Source organism: Enterococcus avium (assembly GCF_002891025.1).
GTDB lineage: Bacteria > Bacillota > Bacilli > Lactobacillales > Enterococcaceae > Enterococcus_A > Enterococcus_A avium.
The window spans coordinates 1,639,062-1,663,962 of the sequence record NZ_NBSL01000002.1 but is presented as its reverse complement, the minus strand read 5'-3'; the positions used below and the strand labels follow the sequence as shown (position 1 = coordinate 1,663,962).

Below are 24,901 nucleotides of genomic sequence, written 5' to 3'. Positions count from 1 at the left end.
CGCGTGCTAAAATAGCAAAGATGTTTGAAAAATTTACCCGTAATGAACGAGAAAGGCTTATCAAAGTGAAAATTACTGAATTATCGAGCGCATTACCAAACGTGAAAGTCCTTTTGGATGAACCTTTAATGAATTATACCTTTACAAAAACTGGCGGACCTGTGGACGCTCTAGCATTTCCAAAAGACAATGAAGAAGTGAAAGCATTAGTTGATTTCTGTCGATCAAATGACATCCCCTGGATTGTTTTAGGCAATGCCAGCAATTTAATTGTCCGTGACGGCGGTATTCGCGGATTAGTGATCATGCTGACGGATATGACAACGATCCGTGCAGAGGAAGATACGATTACTGCTCAGGCTGGTGCTAAGTTAATCGACACAACATACGTTGCGTTGGATCATTCGTTGACCGGCTTTGAATTTGCTTGCGGTATTCCTGGGAGTATTGGCGGTGCGGTCTTCATGAATGCTGGTGCATATGATGGGCAGTTGGAAGATGTTTTTGAATCAGTGGATGTATTATTAGCTGATGGTACATTTGAAACGTGGTATAAGGATCAAATGAATTTCTCTTACCGTCACTCAGCGATTCAAGATCAACCAGCGATTGTTTTGAGTGCTACCTTTAAATTAACACCAGGTGACTACGACCAAATCGAAAAACGGATGAAGGAACTTACAGAATTGCGTGAATTGAAGCAGCCGCTGGAGTACCCTTCATGTGGAAGTGTCTTCAAACGCCCAGTCGGTCATTTCACTGGAAAATTAATTCAGGATGCCGGCTTGCAGGGATTAGTCTGGGGCGGCGCGCAAATCTCTGAAAAGCATGCTGGTTTTATTGTTAATATCAACAATGCGACAGCGACTGACTACATTGAGTTGATCGCTCATATCCAAAAGACAATCAAAGAAAAATTTGATGTGAGCCTAGAAACAGAAGTCCGAATTCTAGGTGAAGAACCGAAATAATAAAAATGCTTGGAAGAAAACCGTGATGGCTTTCTTTCAAGCATTTTTCTATTTTTTCATTAAGCGCAATAGAACGGCACAAATGGCCATCGTTGCGATACCGGCAACAGCTGCTTCAACTAAGCCGCTACCAAAGATAATTCCTAGAATGACACTATAGACGGTATCTGCTGTGACCTGCAAAACATTTGCGTAGCTGTCTTTAAAGAAGAAAAAGATTAGGTTCATCACTAAAATCGTATTCGTCATTGAGCCTGCTAAACCAGCGATAAACAAGCTGACTGGCCGTGCCTTTTGCTTCATTAGGGCATGCAGTCCTTTGTAAACGAAGTAGGGCACCACACCAATTAAAATACGTGGAATAATTGCTACGATAATTGCGCGCCAATCACCTTGATTCGTTAATGGATTGGCGATAAATGGTGAGAAGACAAAAGACATCGGTGTGATAACGATCGTTGCTCTTGCTAAACTAATCACCCCAAAGACAGCTCCCAGACCAGCACCAATGCGAGGACCTAATACAATCGAAGCAATAATTACAGGGATGTGCATGGTCGTTGCATTGATAGGTCCAATTGGGATAAATCCTAATGGTGTGACCGCTAAAATGATCATGATAGCTAAAAACATCGCGGTCAAAGTAAAACTTTTAACATTTTTCTCTTTCATTTGTTACTCCTTCAATTTTGAATTTACGATATGCACAATTTCAGCAATATCTGCCAAGGCACCGCGACCATAATCGCCGCAGGCAAGCAAGGCTTCTCGAGGTTTAATTTCTTGATAACCAACTTCTTTTAGCGTTGCCAAATTTCGTTGGACAATCGGATTTTGATACATATAAGTATTCATAGCTGGCGCGATAACTTTTGGTGTATCCGGCAGCAATGCTAAAGCTACGGTTGATAGTAAATCATCAGCGATGCCGTTGGCTAATTTGCCGATAATATTTGCTGAAGCAGGGGCAACCAGAAAGAGATCGGCTGCCTTAGCCAAAGCAATATGATTGATCAAAGCGGCATCGGGTTCATCCATCACATCCAGGTGGACAAGACGATGCGACAAGGATTGGATCGTTAAGGGCGTAATGAATTCTGTACTGCTTTTGGTCATCACAACATCTAAGTTATAGCCTAGTTTGGTCAATTGGTTGGTAATGTCGGCTGCTTTGTAGGCAGAGATGCTGCCGCTGACTCCTAGTAAGATGTTTTTCATTTTGCTTCCTCCAGTTTCATGACCTCTTTTTTGATCAGTTCGGCAATTTCAGTTTTTGTCTGTGCTTCTTTGACTTTATGCTGTTTATTGATCAGATAACCATGATGTTTTTCACCGCGAATTTCCGCTAAATCATTTGCCAAGATAAAATCAGCTTGATTTTTTTCAAGGCTGGCTTTCGCTACATTTAACAATTCAATCATCGGCACGTCAACTAATAATTTAAAGCCAACCAAAATCGTTTGCGGCTGCAATTTTTTAATCAAAGAAATGATTTTTGGTGTTTTCTTCAGAACAACGACTAAATGATCGGTATCGGAAGAGATTTTTTTCTCTGTACGTTCATTGGCAACTTCTACTAAGGCTTTTGGTAAGTCTACTGGTTTTGCTGCCATTACTGCTTCAAGGTCTTCAAGAGTGACCGAACTTTCTGGTGTGAAATCACTGACCGCCATGCTATGAATGACTGCATCATAAGTATTTTTTGTCATTAAATCCTTCAATGTTTTTTCAAGGTCTGCGGTAGAGTCAATCAAATGATGATGAATCATTTTTCCTTCAGGTTTTACCGCGTGACGTGTAGTAATCATATCAATGGTCACATCATCTTTCGCAAAGCTTTCCGCGATCGCTTTTCCTAGCTTTCCGCTGGAATGATTCGTTATCGCACGGACATCATCGATTTTTTCTGAAGTACCGCCTGAAGTTATTAGAATTCTCACTGGTTTGTTCCCCCTAAAGCAACGATTGTACGTCCTACATGCTTTCCTTCTAACAGGGCATTCGCCGTTTCCAATACTTGCTCTAATTCAATTTGTTGGACTTGGAAATGATCAGACAAAGCCCATTCATTCGCCATTTTTTTCCAAAGCTTTTGGCGTTGCTCCATCGAAGCTTCGACTGAATCGATGCCTAATAAGTTAACACCTCGTAAAATAAAAGGCAAGACAGTTGTACTCAGTTTGATGCCGCCAGCATTTCCGCATAAAGCAGCACTTCCGCCATAGTTAATAAAAGGCAGAACCTGAGCAAGCGTATCGCCGCCGACCGTATCAATGACAAAATCAAAGAGCTGCTTATTCAACGGACGGGCTTTTTCTGGAAACAGTTCAGCAGGAGAGAGAACAGCGGTTGCTCCCAGCTGCTGCAAGTAATCCTTTTGATCCACTTTTCGACTTAACGCAGTGATTTCTTTACAGCCGATTTGTTTTAGAAAATGTAGAGCAAATCCGCCAACACCGCCAGTCGCTCCAGTAACCAAAACGCGACTTTCAGCGTTCAATCCGTGGGCTTGCAACGCATCAACAGCGAGTGCAGCCGTAAATCCAGCTGTCCCAAAGATCATCGCCTGTTTTGCAGACAAGCCTTCAGGCAGGTGAACGACCCATGCAGCCGGAATGACCTGTACATCGCTTAAGCCACCATCGTGCTTGACACCTAGGCCGAAGCCTGTGACTAATACTTCGTCACCAGATTGGAATTTTTCATCCTTACTTTCAATAATGGTACCCGCTAAATCAATGCCCGGCGTCATCGGATACTCCCGTAGCACACCAGTATTGGGCCTAGTCGCTAAGGCGTCCTTATAATTGATGCCAGAATAATTCACCTTAACTAATACTTCATTCTCTTTTATTTCAGGTTTAGTAAAGCTTTCAATCTCTGTGTGAAGGGTTTCATCATTGATTACACGTAAACGGCGATAAGTCATTAGTTGTTAGCCTCCCTGTACTTAAAAAAATAGTTACTATTATCTTAGCGGAAATGAAAGAAAAAGCAAATTTATTTTCTCGTTAGTTTCCATTAAAATCGTGAAAGAATTTCATTCAGATCGCTTGATTTTTAGGAAAAAGTTCGTATACTGGAATGGTGCTATTAAACAAGAAGTTTACTATTAGCAAACAAGGAATGGAGGACTGAGAGGATGGAAATTGGTGAGAAGCTGCGAAATCTTAGAATCCAAAAAAATTTAACACAAGAAGAGTTAGGTGAACGAACCGATTTGTCCAAGGGATACATCTCTCAGTTGGAACGTGACCTAAGTTCTCCTTCTATGGAGACTTTTTTTGATATTCTAGAAGTTCTAGGTGTGACACCAGCTGAATTTTTCAAGCAAAAGACCGGTGATCAGAAAATTGTCTATAAAGATGAAGACACTACTTTTTACAGCGATGAGGAACACGGTTATCATATTAAGTGGCTGATTCCTGAATCGAATGAGAAGGAAATGGAACCCATTCTATTAACGCTAGATAAAGAGGGGCAATATAAACAGTTTACGCCTTCGTTGTCTGAAACGTTTATCTATGTACTAAAAGGCAAGGTGGCGTTGCAATTTGGCGAAACCTTATATGAGGCGGAAAAAGGCGAAAGTATTTATTACGAAGCGAGTAAACCGCATCGGCTGCAAAACCAAGCGAATGGAGTCAGCAAAGTGCTGATTGTCGCTACAGAATCTTACTTATAGAAAAGGACGTGAAGTCATGGCAAATACAATTATTTCTTTTAAAGACGTGAGCAAACAATACGACGATGACGATCCGGTATTGAAGAAAATAAATTTTGATATTGAAGAGGGACGCTTTTATACCTTATTAGGACCTTCTGGCTGCGGAAAAACAACGATTTTAAGAATTATCGCCGGTTTCACAGACGTTAGTGAAGGCGATATTTTTTTTGAGGGAAAACGAATGAATGATATTCCGGCTAATAAACGTCAGGTCAACACAGTCTTTCAAGATTATGCCTTGTTTCCTCATATGAATGTTTTTGACAATGTTGCTTTTGGTTTAAAAATCAAGAAGCTATCAAAAAAAGAGATTGAGAAAAAAGTTTTAGAGGCATTAAAGCTGGTTCAGCTACCAGGTTATGAAAATCGGGAAATCACCGAAATGTCTGGTGGTCAACGTCAGCGGGTGGCGATTGCGCGGGCGATTGTCAACGAACCGAAGATTTTATTATTGGATGAACCATTGTCAGCTTTAGATTTGAAATTACGAACCGATATGCAATATGAATTACGTGCTTTGCAAAAACGTTTAGGCATTACGTTTATCTTTGTGACTCATGATCAAGAAGAGGCTTTGGCTATGAGTGATGAGATTTTTGTAATGAATAAGGGTAAGATCGTACAAAGTGGTACTCCGGTTGATATTTATGATGAACCAATTAATCACTTTGTCGCGGATTTTGTTGGAGAAAGTAATATTGTCGCTGGTGAAATGGTGGAAGATAATCTGGTCAAATTTGTCGGCAAAACCTTTGAATGTGTCGATGGCGGGATGCGTCCTAATGAACCAGTAGAGGTTGTTTTGCGTCCAGAAGACTTGACATTAACCACACCTGAACAGGGCAAACTGGTTGTGACGGTTGATACGCAGCTGTTCCGCGGCGTTCATTACGAAATGAACTGTATTGATGCGGACGGAAACGAATGGATGGTTCATTCGACGAAGAAAGCTAAAAAAGGCAGCAAAGTTGGACTGTATTTTGAACCTGAGGACATTCACGTCATGCGTTTTAACGAAAGTGAAGAAGACTTCGAAGCTCGCTTGGAAAGCTATGAAGATTAGGGAGGGATCACTATGAAAAATATGCGTCGTTTATATTCCATCCCTTACTTTTTTTGGCTGCTGTTTTTTGTCATTGCGCCGGTGATTTTGATCGTCTATCAGTCTTTCTTTGATATGAACGGCAATTTTACGTTAACCAATTATCACACGTACTTAACCTCAAAAACCTATTTGATGATGACCGTCAATTCCGTACTATTTGCGTTTTTGATTACGTTGATGACGCTGTTAATCAGTTATCCAACGGCGTACTTTTTATCGAAATTGAAGCATCGCCAATTATTACTGCTGCTGGTTGTCTTGCCGACATGGATTAATTTGTTGCTGAAAGCGTATGCCTTTATCGGTATTTTTAGCGCGAACGGTTCGGTCAATGATTTCTTGAGTTTTATCGGGATCGGACAGAAGCAGTTGCTATTCACCGATTTTAGTTTCATGTTTGTGGCGGCTTATATCGAACTGCCCTTTATGATCATGCCGATTTTCAATGCATTGGAGGAAATCAATCCTTCTTTGATCAGTGCTAGTCGCGATCTAGGCGCAAATAACTTTGATACATTTCGTCGGGTAATTTTCCCGCTTTCCTTGAATGGCGTAAAAAGCGGTGTTCAGGCTGTCTTTATCCCGTCGCTTTCACTCTTCATGCTGACGCGCTTAATTGGTGGAAACCGCGTGATCACGCTAGGTACAGCAATCGAAGAACATTTCTTGGTGACGCAGAATTGGGGCATGGGGTCTACGATCGGTGTGATTCTGATCGTGGCTATGTTTATTGTAATGATGCTAACCGGTGAAAAACGTAAGGGAGGTCGGGTGAAATGAGAAGAAGAAAATTTTCCTGGTCCACTGTTTATTTGATTTTTGTGTTTATTCTATTGTATATTCCGATCTTTTATTTGATTTTTTATTCCTTTAATCAGGGCGGTAATATGAGCAGCTTTACTGGGTTTACTTGGGAACATTATCAAAGCCTGTTTTCAGATAGTCGCTTGATTAGTATTGTTGTTCAGACCTTTGTGCTGGCATTTTTGTCCGCATTGTTGGCGACGATTATTGGGACTTTCGGTGCGATGGGGATTTATTATACACGTAAGCGAAATTCAAGAAATGTCCTATTGGGACTGAATAACATCTTGATGGTTTCACCGGATGTTATTATTGGTGCCAGCTTTCTGATTCTCTTTACGATGCTTGGTGGGGTTTTGAAGAATTTCCAATTAGGCTTTGTCAGTGTGCTGCTTTCTCATATCGCCTTTAGTATTCCCATCGTTGTTTTAATGGTGTTACCGAAGCTGAAGGAAATGAATGATTCTATGATTGATGCGGCGCGAGATTTAGGAGCGAACAATTTTCAAGTGTTATCCAATATTATATTGCCGTTTTTGACACCGGGAATTATTGCCGGGTATTTTATGGCCTTCACCTATTCATTGGATGATTTTGCCGTGACCTTCTTTGTCACTGGAAATGGCTTTACGACACTTTCAGTCGAAATCTATTCACGAGCTCGGCAAGGGATCAGTTTAGAAATCAATGCCTTATCGACTCTGGTCTTTATTTTCTCTCTGTTGTTAGTCGTGGGTTATTACTTTATTAGTCGTGATACCTCGAAAAAAGCACGGAAACGCAAACGCGATTTTGAGGAGGTGGCAATACTGAAATGAGAAAATTACAATCACTTTTTATCGGTGTCGTCGCCATCATTCTCTTACTGACATTTTTAGTCATTCGCTTGAATCATTCTTCTAATGCCAGTTCTAAAGTATTAAATATTTATAACTGGGGTGATTACATTGATCCAGAGTTAATCAAGCAGTTTGAAAAAGAATACGGCTATAAGGTCAATTACGAGACCTTCGATTCAAACGAAGCCATGGAAGCCAAAATCAAACAAGGCGGAACAGCCTATGATATCGCGATTCCTAGTGAATACATGATTCAGAAAATGAAAAAAGAGAAATTACTACTGCCATTGGATCATTCAAAAATTCATGGCTTAGAAAATATTGATCCACGTTTTTTGGATTTGGATTTCGATCGAGACAATAAATACTCGATTCCGTATTTCTGGGGGACCTTAGGGATCATTTATAATGATAAATTTGTTTCAGGAGACAAAATCAAACACTGGAATGATCTATGGCGCCCAGAATTGAAGAACAATATCATGCTAATCGATGGTGCTCGAGAGGTTATGGGCTTGTCCTTAACCACCTTAGGCTATTCCATCAATAGAAAGGACATGACACAGCTGAATCAAGCCATCAAAAAATTAAGCAGCTTGACGCCTAATGTCAAAGCGATCGTTGCTGACGAGATTAAAATGTATATGGCAAATGAAGAAAGTGCAGTCGCGGTGACCTTTTCTGGGGAAGCAGCGGATATGATGTCGGAAAACGAGCATCTCCATTACGTGATTCCACCTGAAGGTTCAAATCTGTGGTTTGATAATATCGTGATTCCAAAAACCTCCAAAAATCAAGAAGGCGCCTATGATTTTATCAACTTTATGCTGAAACCAGAGTCAGCCAAGCAAAACGCAGAATATATCGGTTATTCAACACCGAATAAAAAAGCATTGGCGATGCTGCCAAAAAGTATTTCTGGTGACAAGCAATTTTATCCAGACGATGAGACCATTAGTCATTTGGAGGTTTATAAAGATTTAGGTCCAGAATATTTGGGAATCTATAATGATTTGTATTTGGAGTTTAAGATGTATCGGAAGTAAGATCAAAGACAGTAAAAGTAACTTTAAAATAGTGGAGAAATCTTTTTTACTGACAGTTTTCAATATAAAAAAACGGTAATTGTACCATTTTTTATATCGCGAGTAGTTATGATCGGAGTTTTGATTATTCAACTACTCGCTTTTTTTCATCTATTCTCATATTAACGGATATAAACTATTCGGAAAAATTAAATCTTGAATACAGCACAAATGTAAAATAATGCTTTCAAAGAGAGATATCCAATCAAGACAAAGAATTAATCTTTTAACAATAGTTGAGGTTCTTTTTTAGCAATGTAACTTTCTAGTGTTGTTCGATCAACGAGAGCTGTTGTAATACCATCACGTGAGACTAGAAATCCTGCCGCATAAATAGCAATTTGGATAGCTTTTTCCAAACAGTAGTCTCGTAACAAATATGCAGACAATGCACTAATGAATGCATCGCTTGCTCCAGTGCTATCAACAGCGGAGAAGTTGGCAGCAGGGAAATATTTTCCTTGCTTAGAATTCTTAAGAAAACAGCCATTTTTACCTAAAGTAACAATAACGTTTCCGACACCTTTGGAAATTAAAAAATCAACCTTTTCTTCAATCGTTTTGTAATCGGGGCATAATGAAGTTAATTCTTCCTCATTTGGAATGAGATAATCCACCTTAGCTAAAAGAGAATCAGGTATTTTTTTTGAAGCAGAAGGTTTCAATATTGTTTTAACCGCATTTTCTGTAGCTAATGTACAAGTCATTTCTACAGCATCAATTGGAATCTCTGTTTGTACGAGACAATATTTCACGTTAGAGAATAGCTCATGTTTATTTTTGATAAATGTAGGCGATAGTTCTGCATTCGCTCCGGGTAAAATGGAGATCATTGAATCACCGCTAGATTCTACAGAAATATAAGCCTGACCTGTTTCTGTCTCGTTTGAGCGTGTGATGCCTTCAGTATCTACACTATTTTTCTTGAGCTCTTGAAACATTGTATTTGAGTCACTATCTGTTCCTATACAGCCAATCAAACGAACCTGATGTCCGAGTTTTGCAGTTCCAATTGCTTGGTTTAATCCTTTTCCACCTGGACGTTTACTCAGATTAGATAGAAAATTTGTCGCACCGTTATGAGGAAGCTTCGAAGAATAGAGATAAGTATCCATGTTTATACTTCCAACAACGAGAACTTTAGAGCGTTCATTTTCTGCTGGAATTCCAATTGATTTTGTATTAGCCAAAACCATTTTTTCATTAAATGGTTTTGGCTCTTCTGCTTTTGTAATCAGGTTGATGAGCGCTTGACATATATGAGCTCCAAAATCTGTTTTGTTGATAGTGACTGTTGAAAGAGAATTTTGATAATTCGTAAATTCTATATCTGTATCATTACGAATCGAAAGTAATGAATAATCATTAGGTGCTTTTAGACCACTTTGCATGGTCAAATTGTAGAGCTCAATTGATTTATAAAAATCAGCAGATACGAACCCAGAAATTTGTTTTTCAATAATAAAATCATTGATAGAAAAATCTAATGTATTGATGATCATTGAATCATTGAACTTCAAATTGTACTTAAAAAGAGCTTTTTTATACCCATTAATAAAATGTTCTTTACTTTTATCTTCTCGTACAATACAAGCGATTCTTTTGTGTTTTTTTTCAATCAATTGTTCTGTTAGAAAATAGGAAATTTCTTCATACGGAACCCAATAGGATGCTTCATCTTTCCACTTTCCCAATAACACATGCGGAATATTTAATGTTTCAATATGCTTCAAGTTTTTTAAGCTGCTTTCATTTATCGGATCCCAAATTATTCCGTCCACTTGTTTTGTACATAAGGAGGTAATATTTCTAAGTTCTTGTTTGTGATCACCAAGACTGTTAAGAATTATCGGACTATAACCTGTTTGCTGTGCATACTCAATCATTCCGTTTAAGGCATTATCCGTATATTTATCTGAATTAATCAATATACCAATTGAACCAGTAGTTGTAGTGGAGTTAATGGTAGATGAATAGGGAGTGTAATTGTATTCATGAACTATTTTTAAAACCCTTTCACGAGTTTCTTTACTAATACTGGCGTCTTTTTTATTTACGATCTTTGAAACCGTGGATACAGATACTCCAGCTAATTTTGCAATATCTCTTATATTCATATACTTCTCCTTTATCCTCGTTATCTTTCTTTTCATCATACTCAACCAATTCAAAAAGGGTCAAGTGTGTTTGAATAAAAAGAACAAAAATTTCGTGCTTCAAAAAATTATATTGACAAATTTGTTATGCGGTGATAAATTCTAATCAAGGAAAACGTTTTCCGAAAATGTTTTCTTAAATTGATTTTATCACACTTTAAAAAGGGGAACTACAATGAAAAAATACTTTCAAGCATTTCTCCATAGGAATTTTTCGACAAAGGTACTTGTATTGATACCAATCGCTGTTGGAATCAACTTGATTGGTGGCACACTCTGTTCAGCGTTAAAGTTACCACTATTTCTAGATATGATTGGTACCGTTTTAGTAGCATGTTTGGCCGGCCCTTGGGTAGCAGCGCTTTGCGGTCTGATCACTAATCTATTTTTGGCAATTGTGACAAATCCAGTTTTTTTCCCTTATGCACTTGTCAGTATCTTATGTGGATTAGTAACAGGATATTTAGTAATGGCTGGCTTTTTTAAGAACATTGGTGGAGCGATATTCACTTGGTTAGCCTGTACGTTGACGAATTCTTTTACATCATCTTTAATCACTATCTTTGTATATGGTGGGGCAACAGGAATTAACACAAGTTCACTGGCAACAGCAGCATTGATAGCGGCTACAAAAGAAATCGTTCTTTCTGTATTTTCAACATCAATAATAGAGAATTTAATCGATAAGGGATTAGTTTTTCTAATCGTCTATTGGTTGGTAAAAAAAATACCCAAACGTTTCTCTAGTCAATATGCGCCTTTGGACAATGCTCCGTTGACAAATAGAAAAATGAAAAACTGAAGGTGAGATTTTGTGAAGAAGGATAATAAAATATATGGATTTATTAGAGAGTTAAATCCAATTACTAAATTAATACTAGTCCTAAGTTTAGGCATAGGTTGTATGATCTATCCCAGTTCTTTTTTAGGATACTATTTGTTAGTGATTATTCTGATTCTCTCTTTTTTCATGGGAACAGGTAGAAAAGTTAGTTTATTGATACTGGGCTTCGGAATCCCAGTTACGTTGATGTTACTTTTTATCCAAGGATTATATAGTCCTAAAAATACGATAATCATAGCTGATTTAGGGTTTGCTAGCCTCGGTTTAGAAGGAACCATGTATGCTTTAAAAATTTCTTCTACCTTATTGGTCTTTTTGACAACATTTTATCTTTTTTTAAACTCAACTAAAAATTCAGAAACAGTTGCGGCATTAACTCAATCGGGTCTAAATATGAAAATCGGCTATCTTATTTTGGCTAGCCTCAATGTTGTTCCACAAATGCAAAGAAAAGTGAAAATTATTCAAGAAGCACAAGAATCTCGTGGTGTTGAAGTAACAGGTTCTTTCTTACAACGAGCGAAAGCATTTCTACCGTTAATAGGACCAGTTGTTCTATCTTCTTTGACAGATGCCCAAGAGAGAGGGATGACCCTTGAGACAAGGGGCTTTAGTATTAAAGGAATCAAACCAACAACACTAATCGAAGTGAAACATAAACCTAGCGATACCTTTCTAAAAGGTTTTTCCATTTTTTTCTTATTAATATGTTTGATTGTTCGATTTTGGAATTAGTGAGGTGATTAGATGAATAACTTAGTTGAATCAATAGATTTTTCTTATCGCTACAATGAAGCTCCAAATGCAGCTTTAAGGAACATAAGTTTCGAAGTTCAATCAGGAGATTTTGTTGCAATAATAGGAGCAAATGGTGCTGGAAAATCAACTTTGTGTAATGCATTATCAGGATTAATTCCAAATTATTTTATTGGTCATACAGATGGAGAAATAAGGGTTAAGGGAGAAAGTATCTCGGAAATTGGAGTCGGTGAGTTATCACAAACAGTCGGTCTAGTTTTTCAAAATCCGTTTAATCAACTATCCTATACAGCTGATACTGTAAGTGAGGAATTAGCTTTTGGGTTGGGAAATAGAGGGTTAACCAAAGAAACTATGATCGAAAAAATCAATAGAGTAGCTGAAATAGTTCAGATTACTGACTTATTAAATAGAAATCCGTTAGAGCTTTCAGGAGGACAAGTACAAAGAGTTGCTCTTGCTGCTGCAATTATTTTAGAGCCTCAGATTTTGATTTTAGATGAATGCACTACTCAACTAGATCCTGTGGGTAGCCATCAAATTATGAAAACGGTTAAAACGTTGAATGAAAATGGCATGACAATCATAATGGTGGATCATGACATGGAGAAAATAGCTAGTTTGGCAAATAGAATTCTTGTGATGAAAGAAGGAAAATTAGTCCTAAATGATACCCCAGAAGGAGTTTTTAGTAATCCACGACTAATGGAATATGGCGTGAGTGCTCCTGATTTTTATGAAATAACAAAAGACTATTTTTCCAATACGACTATTTTGACTGAGGAACAGGCTGTCAAAAGGTTGCAGGAGGTGTTGATGAATGAGGATTGAAATAAAAAATCTCATACATAAATATCCTTCTGGAGATATTGCCCTAAATGGACTTAATACGATATTTGAAGGAATAGAACCAATCGCGATTATTGGTCAAAATGGTGCTGGAAAAACAACTTTTGTTAAACATTTAAACGGTCTATTGAAACCTACTGAGGGAGAGGTACTAATCAATGGTGAAAACATCGAGAAACATACGACGGCTTTTTGGTCTCGAAAAATCGGTTATGTCTTTCAAAACCCAGATAATCAATTGTTTTTGGAAAGTGTAAAAAAAGAATTTGAATTTGGTCCAAAACAACAAGGCGTATCGAAAAAAGAAATCAATAAAAGGTTAGAAAAGATTGCTGATTTAGTAGGTTTAACTGATAAACTTTCCGTCCATCCATTCGATTTAAATACGACAGAAAAAAAATTCTGTACGATCGGATCTATTCTCATGATGAATCCTGAAGTAATCATATTAGATGAACCTACTTGTGGGCAAGATATCATAGGAAATCAACGTTTAACTAGGATTATTGAAGCATTGAAATTAAATCATCAACTCTGTCTAACAATTACTCATGATATGAAATTTGTTGTAAAAAATTTTGATCAAATCGTCGTTATGTCGCATGGGAAAATATTAAAAAGAGGAACAAAAGAAGTAATATTTTCTTCGCCAGAAGTATTAGAAGCTAGTTATGTAAGTCCTCCGCCAATTACAAGAGTGGGACAAAAATTAGGATTTTCAGAACCTGTTTTTAATAAGAATGAATTCCAGCAGGTTTTTGAGAAAAAGAGATTTCAACAAAGATAAATGGGTGAAGTCACCCTTTATATAGATATATTAAGAAAGCGGGGATAAAAATATGGATGCAACAAAAGAAAATGAGAAAATTATAGGTGTTCCAATACCAGAAGAGGGAAGTAAAGAGTTTGAAAAAATGAATCGAATGGCTAAAAAAGCCATCCCATTGATTTTATTGATATTCACATTTGGTATTTTGGAACAACAGGCTTTTGGTATGATTTTTGTCAATATTGGACAACAGTTGGGAGCCACCAACTTAGCTCCTTTAATCACTTCAATTCCAGGAATTATTTTAGGAATTGTCTGCGTAGTTTATGGAGCGCTGGGTGACTTTGTTTCATTGAAAAAAATGACATTATTTGGAGTAATTATTTTTGTTTTAGGTTCTATCATTGGCTTTGGGTTTGGACCTAGTAGTATTTGGGCAGTTGTTATTGCTCGAGTTTTACAATCTGCTGGTGGACAAGTGGCCGGTTCTGTCTTTTTAGTTCTAGTTTCAAAGTATATTGCAAAAGAAAATCGCGTAATCTATTATGGTATTTTTGTAGCTGTCTTTCGTTTTTCAGCAGCTTTAGGTGTTGTTGCCGCTGGCTACATTACAAAAATTGATTGGCGTTGGTTGTTCGCTGTTCCAATTATTTCTGTTCTATTTATTCCGTCGTTGGCGAAAAATTTACCTGATGAACGTGCAGAAGGAGCAAATATTGATTGGATTGGCTTCATCTTGATTGGTGCATTCGCTGGTGCGATGACGATGTTTTTCACTGATATGAACGCGTTTTGGGCTATCTCATCTGTTGTAACGTTAGTACTATTTATTGTTTATATTAATAAAGCAAAAAATCCTTTTATCACACCAGAATTTTTGAAAAATCCTGCATTGATAGCAACAATGTCAGTTATATTCATTGGATACTTCTTCAGCTACACATTAAACGCGGGTGTTAATGCCATCGGACTAAATGTTTTTGGGATTGATTCAGCAGAAGTATCACTGTTGTTGGTTGGTTCAATTTTATTGGCAGCGGTTTTAGGATTCGTTTGTGGGCCGGTTGTTAAAAAAATTGGTCGTTCAGCTGCTATTATCATGGCGCTATCTTTTATGGGTCTAGGTTTGTTAGCTATTGCTTTTGCTATTCCTCACGGTAAAGTTTGGGCGTTAGCATTTGCACCATGTATTTATTATTTTGGAACTTCATTCTTTTACTCACCAATTGTAGATACAGCAACCTTGACAGTTGCTCCTGAGGAATCTGGTCGTGTATTAGGTGTCAATGACTTGGTACAAGCTATCACTGGGTCAGTTGGTGTTGCCGTATTTGGAGGGATGATGTCTTCTGGTGTTATGTCTGGTAGTAGTGTTGTCGGTTCAGCAGCAGGAGCGGCTTCAACATATGCAAATATTTTCTTAATTGGCGGTGTAATAGTTTTAGCAGCGCTTGTGATATTCATTGTCACTAAAAAAATGATTTACACTCACGGTGAAAAAATTCAACAAAATAAATAGGAATAATAAAGCATTGGAGGATTCAAAATGGCAAAAAAAGTGATTTTAGATTGTGATCCAGGTCATGATGACGCATTAGCGTTATTAATGGCTATTGCTTCAGAGAAGATTGATTTATTAGCAGTTACTACATCAGCTGGGAATCAACTTCCGGAAAAGACATATATTAACGCGAAGAGATTATTAACACTGGCAAAAAGTGAAGGAATACCTGTTGTTAGAGGCGCGAAAAAGCCGTTGCGTCGTGAATTGATTATTGCAGATGATGTTCATGGTGAATCTGGTATAGATGGTGCCGAACTACCAGAATCTAAAATTGCGGATTTGGATATTTCGGCGAACGATCTGATAGCAAAAATTTTGAGAGAATCAGATGAGAAGATTACTCTGATCGCTACTGGACCGTTAACAAACGTTGCGATTTTCTTATTATCACATCCTGAACTAAAAGAGAAAATCGAACTGATTTCCTTTATGGGAGGCGCATGTTTTGGCGGGAATATGACGCCTCACGCGGAATTTAATATCTATGTGGACCCTGAAGCGGCAGATATTGTTGTTAATTCAGGTGTTCCAGTTGCTATGTTTGGTTTAGATGTGACATTAAAAGCTCAATTATTTGAAGACGATATCAAAGAAATTCGTAATATTGGGAATCAAGTAGCCACAACAATGGCTGATCTATTAGATTTTTTCAATTTAACAACTACACGACCATTCTGGGCTGATGAAACGCACGTCGAGGGTATCCATATGCATGATCCATGTGCTGTCGCTTATGTTATTGATCCGGATATGTTTACTGTATATCCAATGAATGTACAGGTAGAGACCAGTGATACATTAGCATTAGGCAGTACCGTAGTTGATTATGATGACGTCGATAAGAAAGAAAAAAATGTTCAAGTTGCTTTTAATCTTGATTTAGAAAAATTCAGAGAATTGACGATGGATACGATCAAGTATTTTTCATAAGATAATTACTATCGAATACATGTATGTGAAGACAATTGGAGAGAAGTGCAGAAATGAATAAGATTACAGTAGTAGGAAGTGTTAATTTAGATACAACGATTCGTACAGAGAATTTCCCGAAACCGGGTGAAACGATTCATTCAAAAGAAGTATTTACAAACGGTGGTGGAAAAGGAGCTAATCAAGCAATTGCTGCAGCCAGAAGCGGTGCTCTTGTGAATTTTATAGGAGCCGTAGGAAATGATGATGGTGGAAAAACGCTTGTCGATTTGCTTGACCAAGATGGAATCAATACAGTAGGGATTGCTCATTTGGATAGCGTAAGAACAGGAAGTGCTTATGTTACTGTTGATGATAGTGGAGAAAATAGTATTGTAATCTATGGAGGAGCCAACCAAGAAATTTCTAATGAACATATTTTAAAGAATCAAGAAACGATTTCTTCGAGTGATTATGTAATTGCTCAACTGGAAACCAATCTCGATAGTATTGAAAGAAGTTTTGAAATTGCTCAAAAAGGCTCTGCTGCCACAATTTTAAATCCTGCTCCTGCACTTGAAATGTTGCCTGAAAAAATTATTCATGCGACAGATATTTTAATACCAAATGAAATAGAATTAGAGACAATTATTGGTGTTAAAATTACTAGTGAAAGTGATTTAGTTAGTGCAGCAAATAAAATTCACGAGTTGGGAGTTAAGGTTCTCATTGTCACATTAGGAAGTAAAGGAGCATTCTACTCTATCGCAGAAGATAAATCAGGATTGGTGCCTGCTTTTGAAGTTCATGCAGTGGACACAACTGCTGCAGGAGATACATTCATTGGTGCGTTTGCATCAAAATTATCTCATGATTTACAAAATATCGAAGAAGCAATCACGTATGCAAGCAAAGCGGCCTCTTTGACAGTCCAACGGTATGGTGCTCAACCTTCTATACCCTATGAATCAGAGTTAGCTATAGAAATATAAAAAAGTAGCGAAAGAATGAAAAAACACTTCCCATTTTTTTGGGGAAGTGTTTTGCATGATCTTAAAAGGATTTTTCAAACTATCTAAGAAACTGTTAGTTCTAAAGAAAAAGTGTTGAAATATCTATCAATAATCATTCACCTTGCTATTGATAGAATTTAAAATTAGAAAACAAATAAATAAAAAAAGCGTTGACAGCGCTTTTTTTATTTGCTATATTGAGCGTGTAAACAGATAGGGTGCAACTATTAAATTAGGCACGACCTAGGAAAGACACTTTCCTTGGGTCGTTTTTTTGTTTTTTAAATAAAAATTTGAATGTTTTTCAGAGAGGATCGGTGCAACTAATGAAAGTTGTTAAAAAGATCAGTCATAATGTGATTTTAATTGATGATGAGGGAATTGAAAAAATCGCTATGGGTAAGGGAATTGGATTTTCTGCTTTCGTTGATCAGGTATTTGATCCAGCACTGGCGGATAAGTTTTTTACTTTGGATACCAAAGAGAAGACCAAGATGTTTAGTGAGATGGCCGCTCAAATCCCTATCGAATTCATTGATTTTTCCGAGGAGATCATTCAATTTATCTCGAAAAGAATCTCTACACCGTTAGATTCAAACATTTACATTGCCTTGACGGATCACATTTATTTTGCGATTCAGCGTAAGAAAGAAGACAGTCAGGTGACAGCAATCATGTTGCCGGAAATGAAATTGCTCTATCCGGAAGAGTATGAAACGGCGAATGAAGTCGTGGCGTTAATTAATCAACGCTATAACACAGAGTTGGGAGCAAATGAAATTGGTTTTATTACCATGCATATTATCAATGCGGAACTAGGCGAAAGAAATAGTTTAAACAGCTTAAAGATATTAGAAATGACAAAGACGATTCTTGAGGATTTGGAGGAATCTTATGATTATCATTTTGATAAAGACTCATTAACCTATCATCGTATGATGATTCATATCAAATTTTTAGTGAAACGTCTGATTTATCAAGAAGAGTCACCAACTGAAAACATTGGATTTTTCACCAGTACCTTTAAAGAAAGTGAACCTTATCAGACCGCAACAGCGATCAAAAAAATGATCGAAGAGAAATTTCAGTTGGATGTGCAGGAAAACGAAGTCGTTTATCTGGCCATTCATTTAGCGAGAATTCAATAATCAAGGGCGTAACTATTCGGTAGGCGCAACCTTTTGATGCAGAGCGAGCATTCATTTCTGCGATCATTAGGTTGCGTCTATTTTTAGTATAAAAAGAAAGGATGGAAAGAATGGGAAAAGTAATCTTTAACTCAGATGATTTTGGCTACAGCCATGGTGTGAATTACGGCATAGTTGATGCTTATCAACGAGGAATATTAACTTCAACGACTTTGATGGCAAATATGCCGGGATTTGAACATGCGGTAAAGCTGAAAAAAGAATTACCAGATTTAGGTGTGGGTGTTCATCTGACACTGACCTGTGGGAAACCTTTATTGGAAAATGTCGATAGTTTGGTGGAGGGCGATCAATTTAAGCAATTATCTTTTTATACAAAGCCCTTTGAAATTGACAACGATCAGCTATATCAAGAGTGGAATGCTCAAATTCAAAAGGTTTATCGAGCCGGAATTATCCCAACCCACTTAGATAGTCACCATCATACGCACACCTTTGATAATAATCAGGAAGTTGTCATTGCATTGGCTAAAAAATATGATCTGCCAGTTCGCGGGAACTTTGAGAGAAAAGCAGAGGTTCAGCATGTCGATTATTTTGAACCATATTTTGATGATGTTGGCGAAACAATTGAGGATAAAAGGCAAATTGATTGTTCAATCGAACAATATTTAGAACAGCTACTAACGCTTTTACGCGAAGATAAAACCATCGAAATCATGTGTCACACAGCATATCTTGATCAGCAATTATTAGAGGGTTCAAGTTTTGTTTATCCAAGGGTTAATCAGGTGGAATTTCTGATTCATTCAGATTTTGCATTGCAGGTTAAAAGGGATTGTTTGATTGAGTTGGTAACTTACAAAGATATTTAAAATGAGGAGGAGTTTAAAATGTCGAGTTTAAAAGCAAATGTACAAAAATTAGGGAGAGCGATGCTGCTTCCAGTGGCAGCGATGCCTCTGGCCGGATTGATCATGCGTCTTTCAGCAGACGACATGTTGAATATTCCTGTTATTGGGGCTGCGGGAAATGCAGTATTTGGAAATTTGGATATTCTATTTGCAATCGGAGTAACGATTGGCTTTGCTAAGACCAAAGACAAAGGTATTCCTGCACTAACAGGATTTCTAGCAATTGCAACATTGAAAAAGGGTTTAGAAATTATGAATCCGGCTGTCAATATGGGGATCTTCGGTGGGATAATCTCAGGGCTTATCGCAGCTTGGACGTACAATCGTTTCAAGGAACAAAAATTACCAATGGTGTTCTCTTACTTTGCAGGGGAAAAGTTTCCGTTGACGATGGTGATGATATTACAGACAGTCACCTCGGTGGTGTTTGGCTTTTTATGGCCCTTCGCCCAAGCCGGAATTGATAGCTTTGCGCGCTTATTAGTTAATATGGGGGCTTTAGGAGTGGGGATTTTTATGTTCCTTAATCGGTTGCTGATTCCTTTTGGACTCCATCATGTACTGAACACATACGTTTACTATGACTTAGGAAGTTACACCTCGCCAAGTGGCGAAGTATTCCGTGGTGAGATGACACGATTTATCAACGGCGATCCACAAGCAGGATTATTTTTATCAGGCTTCTTCGTTATCATGATGTTTGGCGTCCCTGCAATTTGTTTTGCTATCTATCGTGCGGCATTCAAAGAAAACAAAGAGATGGTCAAAGGAATCATGGGTAGTGGGGCGGCAACGTCATTTATTTCCAATATCACTGAACCAGTCGAATTCAGTTTTATGTTCCTTTCTCCAATGCTTTATGTCGTACATGCATTATTTGCTGGGCTTGCCGGAATCGTGTGTTACTTGTTGAATATTCGGATTGGTTTTACATTTGGTGCGTGTATTGTGGATTATTTAATTAATTTTAGAATTGCGACCAACGCTATTCTTATCATTCCAGTCGGAATCGTATTTTTCGCCCTGTATTATTTTACTTTCTATTACCTAATCAAAAAATGTAATATTCAAACGTTAGGCAGAGAAGCAGCTACAGAATATGGAATTGAAGCAGTAGAAGAAGAAAAGGAACTCGGATTAGCCAGCAAGAATTATGAGTATATGGCAAAGAAAATGCTGCAGGCCTTTGGCGGAAAAGAGAATGTTTCAGATGCCTTCAGTTGTAATACACGTTTGAGAGTTGAGGTTGAAAATCCAACGATCGTCGATGAACAACGAATCAAACAGTTAGGTGTCAGCGGTGTGATCAAACCGACAGAAAAAAATTATCAAATTATTATTGGGTTAGAGGTTACTTACGTAATGGCTGAGTTCAATAAATTATTGGAACAGTAGAAAGGAAGAGAATAATGACAAAGAAACAAATTATTACGATTGCTGGCGGAGGCAGTACTTATACACCAGGAATCATTCAAGCGGTGCTAAACAATGCAGATCGTTTACCGCTTTCAGAGATTCGTTTATACGATATTGATGCTCAGAGAAATGCCGACATGTATTTGATTATTCAATACATGTTGAAGAAAGAAGGATTTGAGGATGTGGTCATTTCATCAACCGAAGATCCTGAAACAGCGTTTACCGGCTGTGATTTCATTTTTTCACAGATTCGTGTCGGTGGTATGATGATGCGTGAAAAGGATGAAAAAATTCCTTTAAGTCATGGCTTAGTCGGACAAGAAACCTGCGGATTAGGCGGGTTTGCTTATGGTATGCGATCAATGAATGGTCTATTAGAAATTGTTGGCTATGTTCAAAAGTATGCGCCTGAAGCATGGATTTTAAATTATACAAATCCGGAATCAATTGTTTCAGAGGCTGTTCGGAGACAATATCCAAAAGCAAAAATGATCAATGCCTGTGACATGACGATTTCAATCGAAGAAACGATTGCTGTCAATTATGGCTATGATCGAAAAAATTGGATTCCAACTTATTATGGACTGAATCATTTTGGCTGGTATACTTCGATCTATGATAAAAATCTGAAGCGCGATGTGATGCCAGAAATCATTGAAAAATTAACAACTCAGGAAATGGAAGTAGCGGATTTTAATGCTGGAGATAAAACATGGCAGGAGGCTTTCAGCATGATGTCTGTTATCACAAAAAATTTCCCGCAAAATATTCCGAATAATTATTTAGAGTACTATCTATATCCAGATATGGTCGTGGAACATGCTGATAAAAATTACACACGCGCCAATATGGTAATGGAAGGTCGGGAAAAGAACACAAGGGAAATGGCAAGAAAGATCCGAGAAGGAGTAACGGAGGATGTCTTGAACTTTAATTTTGGGGAGCACGGTCAGTACATCGTAGACATGGCAACCTCTTTGCTGAATGATGAACGTCGCCGCTTCATGCTGATTGTTCCTAACCAAGGAGCGATTCCGAATCTTCGTCCAGATGCAGTGGTTGAAGTACCTGCTTATGTTGGCGCAACAGGTGTAGAACCGATTTCTCTAAGGAAACCGATCTGTGATTTTCATAAAGGGCTGATGGAGGCACAAGTAGCAGCAGAAAAATTATTAGTTGATGCCTATTTTGAAGGTTCTTATCAAAAAGCATTGCAAGCATTTACGTTGAATCAAACAGTACCAAATGCTCGCGTAGCAAAGAAAATTTTAGATGAAATGATTGAAGCCAATAAAGAATACTGGCCAAAATTAGTATAGAGGTGATGAGAGGATGCTCTTTTTTAAAACGAAAAATACTCTGAAATCTGTAGCAAATGGACGAGTTCTTCCTTTAGAAGCAGTTCAAGATGAGGTTTTCTCTTCAAAAATGATGGGGGAAGGCTTTGCAATCACTCAACATGATGGCCATGTCTATGCTCCGATTGAAGGAATTGTTGAGAGCATCTTTCCGACGCTGCACGCTATTACAATTGAATGTAAGTCCGGTGAAAAACTTTTGATCCATATGGGATTGGACACGGTGGAACTAAAGGGGCTGCCTTTTTCAGTCAAAGTAACAAAGGGACAAAAGGTAAAAGCTGGTACTCTATTGGCTTCGATGGATCTACACCAAATAGAAAAAAGTGGAAAAGATGACACGATCATCGTGGTCTTTCCGGAGATGACTAAGGGACAGCTGCTAATCGAAAATCAAATCGTGACACTACAGGATGGACTATTTAAATTTTAAACCAAGAACAAAGACTGGGTTTTACGCTCAGTCTTTTCTTGAGCAAATTATTTTGTGTTTAGGAGAAATTAATGGCTACTTTATATTTATTACCCGCTCTTGGGTGGGGGCTTATGCCGATTATTGCGAATTTAACGAAGGCGAAGCCGATCAATCAGCTGCTGGGAACTTCTACGACAGCACTCTTACTGGGAATTATCTTTACCGTGATTGTTCAACTTACGTATGATTGGCTTAGTTTTACAGCAGCATTTCTCTCAGGCTGTTTCTGGTCTGTTGGACAATATTTGCAATTCAATTCCTTTCAATTACTGCCAGTGTCTGAGGCGATGCCTATCTCAAATGGAACTCAATTAATTGGGACAACCTTTATCGCGGCAATTTTTTTTAAAGAATGGACCAATCTTACTATGATAATGATTGGAATGACTGGAATTTTGTTAATCATTTTAGGAATTCGTTTAACCTCTTATATAGAAGAACAGGGGAAAAAGCAGTCGAACACGATAAAACGCAAAGCTATCACTCTTTTATTACTATCCTCAACTGCATTAACAATTTATGTGACATTGCCGCAAGCTCTTCTAGTTAGCGGAGCAGTGGTATTATTTCCACAGTCGATCGGGATGTGGTTCTCTTCACTATGCTTAACGATTATTAAACGAGAAGAATTCGCTTGGTCACAGGTTGTAAAGAATTTGGGAACTGGGATTGCTTGGAGTATCGCTAATTTAAGTTTATTTTTTGCCATGCCAATCATTGGAGTAGCAAAAAGTTTTACCTTTTCTCAGATGGCGGTATTGATTTCTATTTATGCGGGCATCTTTATTTTGAAGGTACGAAAGACTAGAAAGGAATTATGCATGATCAGTGCTGGAGCAGCAGTAATTACACTAGGGATATTCTTGATTGGATCAATTAAATAAGTGAGGAATCTATTCAATCTTAATTTTTAGAGTAGATACAGGAGAATAGTGCAGAATAGTAAGGAAACATTCAAAGTATTACAGTCAATTTATCTTTGAAATCAGCTCACTGACATTTATGATTTCTTACTACACTACTCATTTTTCCTATCTTGACTATTAAAGCGCTCTTCGTTACCATTATTATCGTTCGAGATTAGTCAAGAGAAGAAGTAAGAATAACAGGAGCAGCTAAAGATGGATAAAGTTTTTGAACTAAAAATTACATGGCGAGATGCTGCTATGTTAATTTGTGCGGGTATGATGATCCTATTAATTGTACTTGGTGTTTCTTTTTGGTTTCTATTTCCTTATTTTAATGAGCCTAATAGGTTAAATATATTGTTTAGTTTAACCTTACTTGGAATGGCTTTAGCGACAGGGGTTATTTTCTTTTTTGGTTTTCTTATTTATTTTGCTTCTTTACTGATCTATTCAGGTATCAAGGATTCTATTTTTGTATTGAAACATGGCGGCATACTTTATCGTCTGGATCAAAGGGGAGTTACTTACCAGGAAGGATGGCTGTTAAAAACCAAAATTTGGTCAGAAATTTCGGATGTTGGATTGTTTAAACAAGAATCGAAGAAATCTAATAGTGTATACAATTATCAAATAAAGTTTTCTGATGACTTGCCTCATACATTCGATTTGAGAGGAAAATATCCTACTAAGGAGTTCAATCAAAAGGTAGAAGAATTTTGGTTGAATTATATTTACGAAGAACCTGGTTCCAAGTGATGATCTGCTATTACTAAGAAAGTATTTGGCGGAGAAGAAGGTTGATTCTCAAAATCTTTCTCTCGTTGATTTGTTACTTGAGTTGAAATAGCATATAGTTAGAAAGAGCTGTTTGAGAAACTGAGGGAGAAGTTAATATGAAAGATTTTGATGAAACAGAAACCTTTGAATCTTGCCCAATCTCTAATATTCAAAAGATCGTGAATGGCAAGTGGAATATGGTCATCTTATATTTTCTAAGTAAAGAGACGTTGCGCTTTGGTGAATTAAGCAGGAAATTGCCAATGGTGACACAAGCGAACTTAACAAAAAATCTGAAGCTGTTAGAAAGTCATGAGATGATTCGTCGGGAAGTCTATCCGCAGGTGCCTCCTAAAGTGGAATACTCGCTGACGCCAATGGGTGAGAAATTCTTGCCTGTCATACAGGAATTGGAAAAATTTGCGAATGCATACGATCAAGAAAAACTAGAGCATTAGTGCTTTAGTTTTTTTATTTTCTAAGTCACCATTGATTTCATACATTTCTA

Annotated in this window: 26 protein-coding genes; 21 read left to right on the top strand and 5 right to left on the bottom strand. The window is 37.6% G+C overall.

Annotated elements, in window-relative coordinates:
- Positions 1-20: 20 nt before the first annotated feature.
- Entirely contained in the window at positions 21-971 is a 951-nt protein-coding gene (gene murB / locus AUF14_RS08510) for a UDP-N-acetylmuramate dehydrogenase (protein ID WP_172702370.1), read from the top strand.
- 48 nt (positions 972-1,019) lie between these two features.
- Here the strand turns inward: murB and AUF14_RS08505 are convergent, their stop codons facing one another.
- The 4 genes from AUF14_RS08505 to AUF14_RS08490 are packed head-to-tail and all read right to left on the bottom strand — an operon-like array spanning position 1,020 to position 3,900.
- A complete protein-coding gene (locus AUF14_RS08505) occupies positions 1,020-1,643 on the bottom strand; it encodes an ECF transporter S component (RefSeq protein ID WP_049218711.1) in 624 nt (207 codons plus the stop codon).
- A 3-nt stretch (positions 1,644-1,646) separates the two neighbouring features.
- Positions 1,647-2,189 (bottom strand): phosphopantothenoylcysteine decarboxylase, encoded by a 543-nt coding sequence (gene coaC, locus AUF14_RS08500; protein WP_016181855.1) that lies wholly within the window; start codon positions 2,187-2,189, stop codon positions 1,647-1,649.
- Positions 2,186-2,911, bottom strand: coding sequence for a phosphopantothenate--cysteine ligase (locus tag AUF14_RS08495; RefSeq protein ID WP_049218709.1), 726 nt, complete (start codon positions 2,909-2,911; stop codon positions 2,186-2,188). The genes coaC and AUF14_RS08495 overlap by 4 nt, the downstream gene beginning before the upstream one ends.
- Positions 2,908-3,900, bottom strand: coding sequence for a YhdH/YhfP family quinone oxidoreductase (locus AUF14_RS08490; RefSeq protein WP_049218707.1), 993 nt, complete (start codon positions 3,898-3,900; stop codon positions 2,908-2,910). Before AUF14_RS08490 ends, AUF14_RS08495 begins: the two co-directional genes overlap by 4 nt.
- A 213-nt stretch (positions 3,901-4,113) precedes the next feature.
- On the opposite strand from AUF14_RS08490, the gene AUF14_RS08485 reads away from it, so the two are divergent.
- The 5 genes from AUF14_RS08485 to AUF14_RS08465 are packed head-to-tail and all read left to right on the top strand — an operon-like array spanning position 4,114 to position 8,492.
- A complete protein-coding gene (locus AUF14_RS08485) occupies positions 4,114-4,656 on the top strand; it encodes a helix-turn-helix domain-containing protein (protein ID WP_049218705.1) in 543 nt (180 codons plus the stop codon).
- A gap of 16 nt (positions 4,657-4,672) precedes the next feature.
- Positions 4,673-5,761, top strand: a complete 1,089-nt coding sequence (locus AUF14_RS08480) for an ABC transporter ATP-binding protein (RefSeq protein WP_049218702.1) — start codon at positions 4,673-4,675, stop codon at positions 5,759-5,761.
- Between the two features lie 12 nt (positions 5,762-5,773).
- A complete protein-coding gene (locus tag AUF14_RS08475; protein ID WP_016181860.1) occupies positions 5,774-6,583 on the top strand; it encodes an ABC transporter permease in 810 nt (269 codons plus the stop codon).
- Positions 6,580-7,425, top strand: coding sequence for an ABC transporter permease (locus AUF14_RS08470; RefSeq protein WP_049218700.1), 846 nt, complete (start codon positions 6,580-6,582; stop codon positions 7,423-7,425). Before AUF14_RS08475 ends, AUF14_RS08470 begins: the two co-directional genes overlap by 4 nt.
- Entirely contained in the window at positions 7,422-8,492 is a 1,071-nt protein-coding gene (locus AUF14_RS08465; protein WP_049218698.1) for an ABC transporter substrate-binding protein, read from the top strand. Before AUF14_RS08470 ends, AUF14_RS08465 begins: the two co-directional genes overlap by 4 nt.
- Before the next feature lie 257 nt (positions 8,493-8,749).
- Here the strand turns inward: AUF14_RS08465 and AUF14_RS08460 are convergent, their stop codons facing one another.
- Positions 8,750-10,648, bottom strand: coding sequence for a PfkB family carbohydrate kinase (locus AUF14_RS08460; protein WP_049218696.1), 1,899 nt, complete (start codon positions 10,646-10,648; stop codon positions 8,750-8,752).
- 214 nt (positions 10,649-10,862) lie between these two features.
- Between AUF14_RS08460 and AUF14_RS08455 the strand changes: the two genes are divergently transcribed.
- The 15 genes from AUF14_RS08455 (at position 10,863) to AUF14_RS08385 (ending at position 24,851) form a co-directional block, all read left to right on the top strand.
- The gene (locus tag AUF14_RS08455) at positions 10,863-11,489 is read left to right on the top strand and encodes an ECF transporter S component (RefSeq protein ID WP_016181874.1); all 627 of its coding nucleotides are present in this window, start codon (positions 10,863-10,865) and stop codon (positions 11,487-11,489) included.
- A 12-nt stretch (positions 11,490-11,501) separates the two neighbouring features.
- Complete coding sequence (locus tag AUF14_RS08450; RefSeq protein ID WP_016181875.1) at positions 11,502-12,266, top strand: energy-coupling factor transporter transmembrane component T; 765 nt, start codon at positions 11,502-11,504, stop codon at positions 12,264-12,266.
- Positions 12,267-12,278: 12 nt separating this feature from the next.
- The gene (locus tag AUF14_RS08445; protein WP_016181876.1) at positions 12,279-13,121 is read left to right on the top strand and encodes an energy-coupling factor ABC transporter ATP-binding protein; all 843 of its coding nucleotides are present in this window, start codon (positions 12,279-12,281) and stop codon (positions 13,119-13,121) included.
- Positions 13,111-13,926, top strand: coding sequence for an energy-coupling factor ABC transporter ATP-binding protein (locus AUF14_RS08440; protein ID WP_049218694.1), 816 nt, complete (start codon positions 13,111-13,113; stop codon positions 13,924-13,926). The genes AUF14_RS08445 and AUF14_RS08440 overlap by 11 nt, the downstream gene beginning before the upstream one ends.
- A gap of 52 nt (positions 13,927-13,978) precedes the next feature.
- Entirely contained in the window at positions 13,979-15,427 is a 1,449-nt protein-coding gene (locus tag AUF14_RS08435; RefSeq protein ID WP_016181879.1) for an MFS transporter, read from the top strand.
- Positions 15,428-15,454: 27 nt separating this feature from the next.
- Positions 15,455-16,402 (top strand): nucleoside hydrolase, encoded by a 948-nt coding sequence (locus AUF14_RS08430; RefSeq protein ID WP_102866005.1) that lies wholly within the window; start codon positions 15,455-15,457, stop codon positions 16,400-16,402.
- A gap of 53 nt (positions 16,403-16,455) precedes the next feature.
- Positions 16,456-17,373 carry a ribokinase gene (gene rbsK / locus AUF14_RS08425; RefSeq protein WP_049218690.1) on the top strand — a complete coding sequence of 306 codons (918 nt, stop codon included), beginning with the start codon at positions 16,456-16,458 and terminating at the stop codon, positions 17,371-17,373.
- A 347-nt stretch (positions 17,374-17,720) separates the two neighbouring features.
- Complete coding sequence (locus tag AUF14_RS08420) at positions 17,721-18,542, top strand: PRD domain-containing protein (RefSeq protein WP_048720738.1); 822 nt, start codon at positions 17,721-17,723, stop codon at positions 18,540-18,542.
- Between the two features lie 110 nt (positions 18,543-18,652).
- Positions 18,653-19,417, top strand: coding sequence for a carbohydrate deacetylase (locus AUF14_RS08415; RefSeq protein WP_049218687.1), 765 nt, complete (start codon positions 18,653-18,655; stop codon positions 19,415-19,417).
- A gap of 18 nt (positions 19,418-19,435) precedes the next feature.
- Entirely contained in the window at positions 19,436-20,851 is a 1,416-nt protein-coding gene (locus AUF14_RS08410) for a PTS transporter subunit EIIC (protein ID WP_049218686.1), read from the top strand.
- A gap of 14 nt (positions 20,852-20,865) precedes the next feature.
- Positions 20,866-22,194: a family 4 glycosyl hydrolase gene (locus tag AUF14_RS08405; RefSeq protein ID WP_049218685.1), complete on the top strand. Its 1,329-nt coding sequence runs from the start codon at positions 20,866-20,868 to the stop codon at positions 22,192-22,194.
- A 13-nt stretch (positions 22,195-22,207) separates the two neighbouring features.
- The gene (locus tag AUF14_RS08400) at positions 22,208-22,666 is read left to right on the top strand and encodes a PTS sugar transporter subunit IIA (protein ID WP_049218684.1); all 459 of its coding nucleotides are present in this window, start codon (positions 22,208-22,210) and stop codon (positions 22,664-22,666) included.
- Between the two features lie 71 nt (positions 22,667-22,737).
- Positions 22,738-23,592, top strand: coding sequence for a GRP family sugar transporter (locus tag AUF14_RS08395; protein ID WP_049218682.1), 855 nt, complete (start codon positions 22,738-22,740; stop codon positions 23,590-23,592).
- Between the two features lie 237 nt (positions 23,593-23,829).
- Positions 23,830-24,372: a hypothetical protein gene (locus tag AUF14_RS08390; protein ID WP_049218681.1), complete on the top strand. Its 543-nt coding sequence runs from the start codon at positions 23,830-23,832 to the stop codon at positions 24,370-24,372.
- Positions 24,373-24,509: 137 nt separating this feature from the next.
- Entirely contained in the window at positions 24,510-24,851 is a 342-nt protein-coding gene (locus tag AUF14_RS08385; RefSeq protein ID WP_049218679.1) for a winged helix-turn-helix transcriptional regulator, read from the top strand.
- Positions 24,852-24,901: the final 50 nt, after the last annotated feature.

Coding starts and splice junctions, on each gene's coding strand:
- murB (WP_172702370.1), top strand. CDS start 21: ATGTTTGAAAAATTTACCCGTAATGAACGAGAAAGGCTTATCAAAGTG.
- AUF14_RS08505 (WP_049218711.1), bottom strand. CDS start 1,643: ATGAAAGAGAAAAATGTTAAAAGTTTTACTTTGACCGCGATGTTTTTA.
- coaC (WP_016181855.1), bottom strand. CDS start 2,189: ATGAAAAACATCTTACTAGGAGTCAGCGGCAGCATCTCTGCCTACAAA.
- AUF14_RS08490 (WP_049218707.1), bottom strand. CDS start 3,900: ATGACTTATCGCCGTTTACGTGTAATCAATGATGAAACCCTTCACACA.
- AUF14_RS08485 (WP_049218705.1), top strand. CDS start 4,114: ATGGAAATTGGTGAGAAGCTGCGAAATCTTAGAATCCAAAAAAATTTA.
- AUF14_RS08480 (WP_049218702.1), top strand. CDS start 4,673: ATGGCAAATACAATTATTTCTTTTAAAGACGTGAGCAAACAATACGAC.
- AUF14_RS08475 (WP_016181860.1), top strand. CDS start 5,774: ATGAAAAATATGCGTCGTTTATATTCCATCCCTTACTTTTTTTGGCTG.
- AUF14_RS08470 (WP_049218700.1), top strand. CDS start 6,580: ATGAGAAGAAGAAAATTTTCCTGGTCCACTGTTTATTTGATTTTTGTG.
- AUF14_RS08465 (WP_049218698.1), top strand. CDS start 7,422: ATGAGAAAATTACAATCACTTTTTATCGGTGTCGTCGCCATCATTCTC.
- AUF14_RS08460 (WP_049218696.1), bottom strand. CDS start 10,648: ATGAATATAAGAGATATTGCAAAATTAGCTGGAGTATCTGTATCCACG.
- AUF14_RS08455 (WP_016181874.1), top strand. CDS start 10,863: ATGAAAAAATACTTTCAAGCATTTCTCCATAGGAATTTTTCGACAAAG.
- AUF14_RS08445 (WP_016181876.1), top strand. CDS start 12,279: ATGAATAACTTAGTTGAATCAATAGATTTTTCTTATCGCTACAATGAA.
- AUF14_RS08440 (WP_049218694.1), top strand. CDS start 13,111: ATGAGGATTGAAATAAAAAATCTCATACATAAATATCCTTCTGGAGAT.
- AUF14_RS08435 (WP_016181879.1), top strand. CDS start 13,979: ATGGATGCAACAAAAGAAAATGAGAAAATTATAGGTGTTCCAATACCA.
- AUF14_RS08430 (WP_102866005.1), top strand. CDS start 15,455: ATGGCAAAAAAAGTGATTTTAGATTGTGATCCAGGTCATGATGACGCA.
- rbsK (WP_049218690.1), top strand. CDS start 16,456: ATGAATAAGATTACAGTAGTAGGAAGTGTTAATTTAGATACAACGATT.
- AUF14_RS08420 (WP_048720738.1), top strand. CDS start 17,721: ATGAAAGTTGTTAAAAAGATCAGTCATAATGTGATTTTAATTGATGAT.
- AUF14_RS08415 (WP_049218687.1), top strand. CDS start 18,653: ATGGGAAAAGTAATCTTTAACTCAGATGATTTTGGCTACAGCCATGGT.
- AUF14_RS08410 (WP_049218686.1), top strand. CDS start 19,436: ATGTCGAGTTTAAAAGCAAATGTACAAAAATTAGGGAGAGCGATGCTG.
- AUF14_RS08405 (WP_049218685.1), top strand. CDS start 20,866: ATGACAAAGAAACAAATTATTACGATTGCTGGCGGAGGCAGTACTTAT.
- AUF14_RS08400 (WP_049218684.1), top strand. CDS start 22,208: ATGCTCTTTTTTAAAACGAAAAATACTCTGAAATCTGTAGCAAATGGA.
- AUF14_RS08395 (WP_049218682.1), top strand. CDS start 22,738: ATGGCTACTTTATATTTATTACCCGCTCTTGGGTGGGGGCTTATGCCG.
- AUF14_RS08390 (WP_049218681.1), top strand. CDS start 23,830: ATGGATAAAGTTTTTGAACTAAAAATTACATGGCGAGATGCTGCTATG.
- AUF14_RS08385 (WP_049218679.1), top strand. CDS start 24,510: ATGAAAGATTTTGATGAAACAGAAACCTTTGAATCTTGCCCAATCTCT.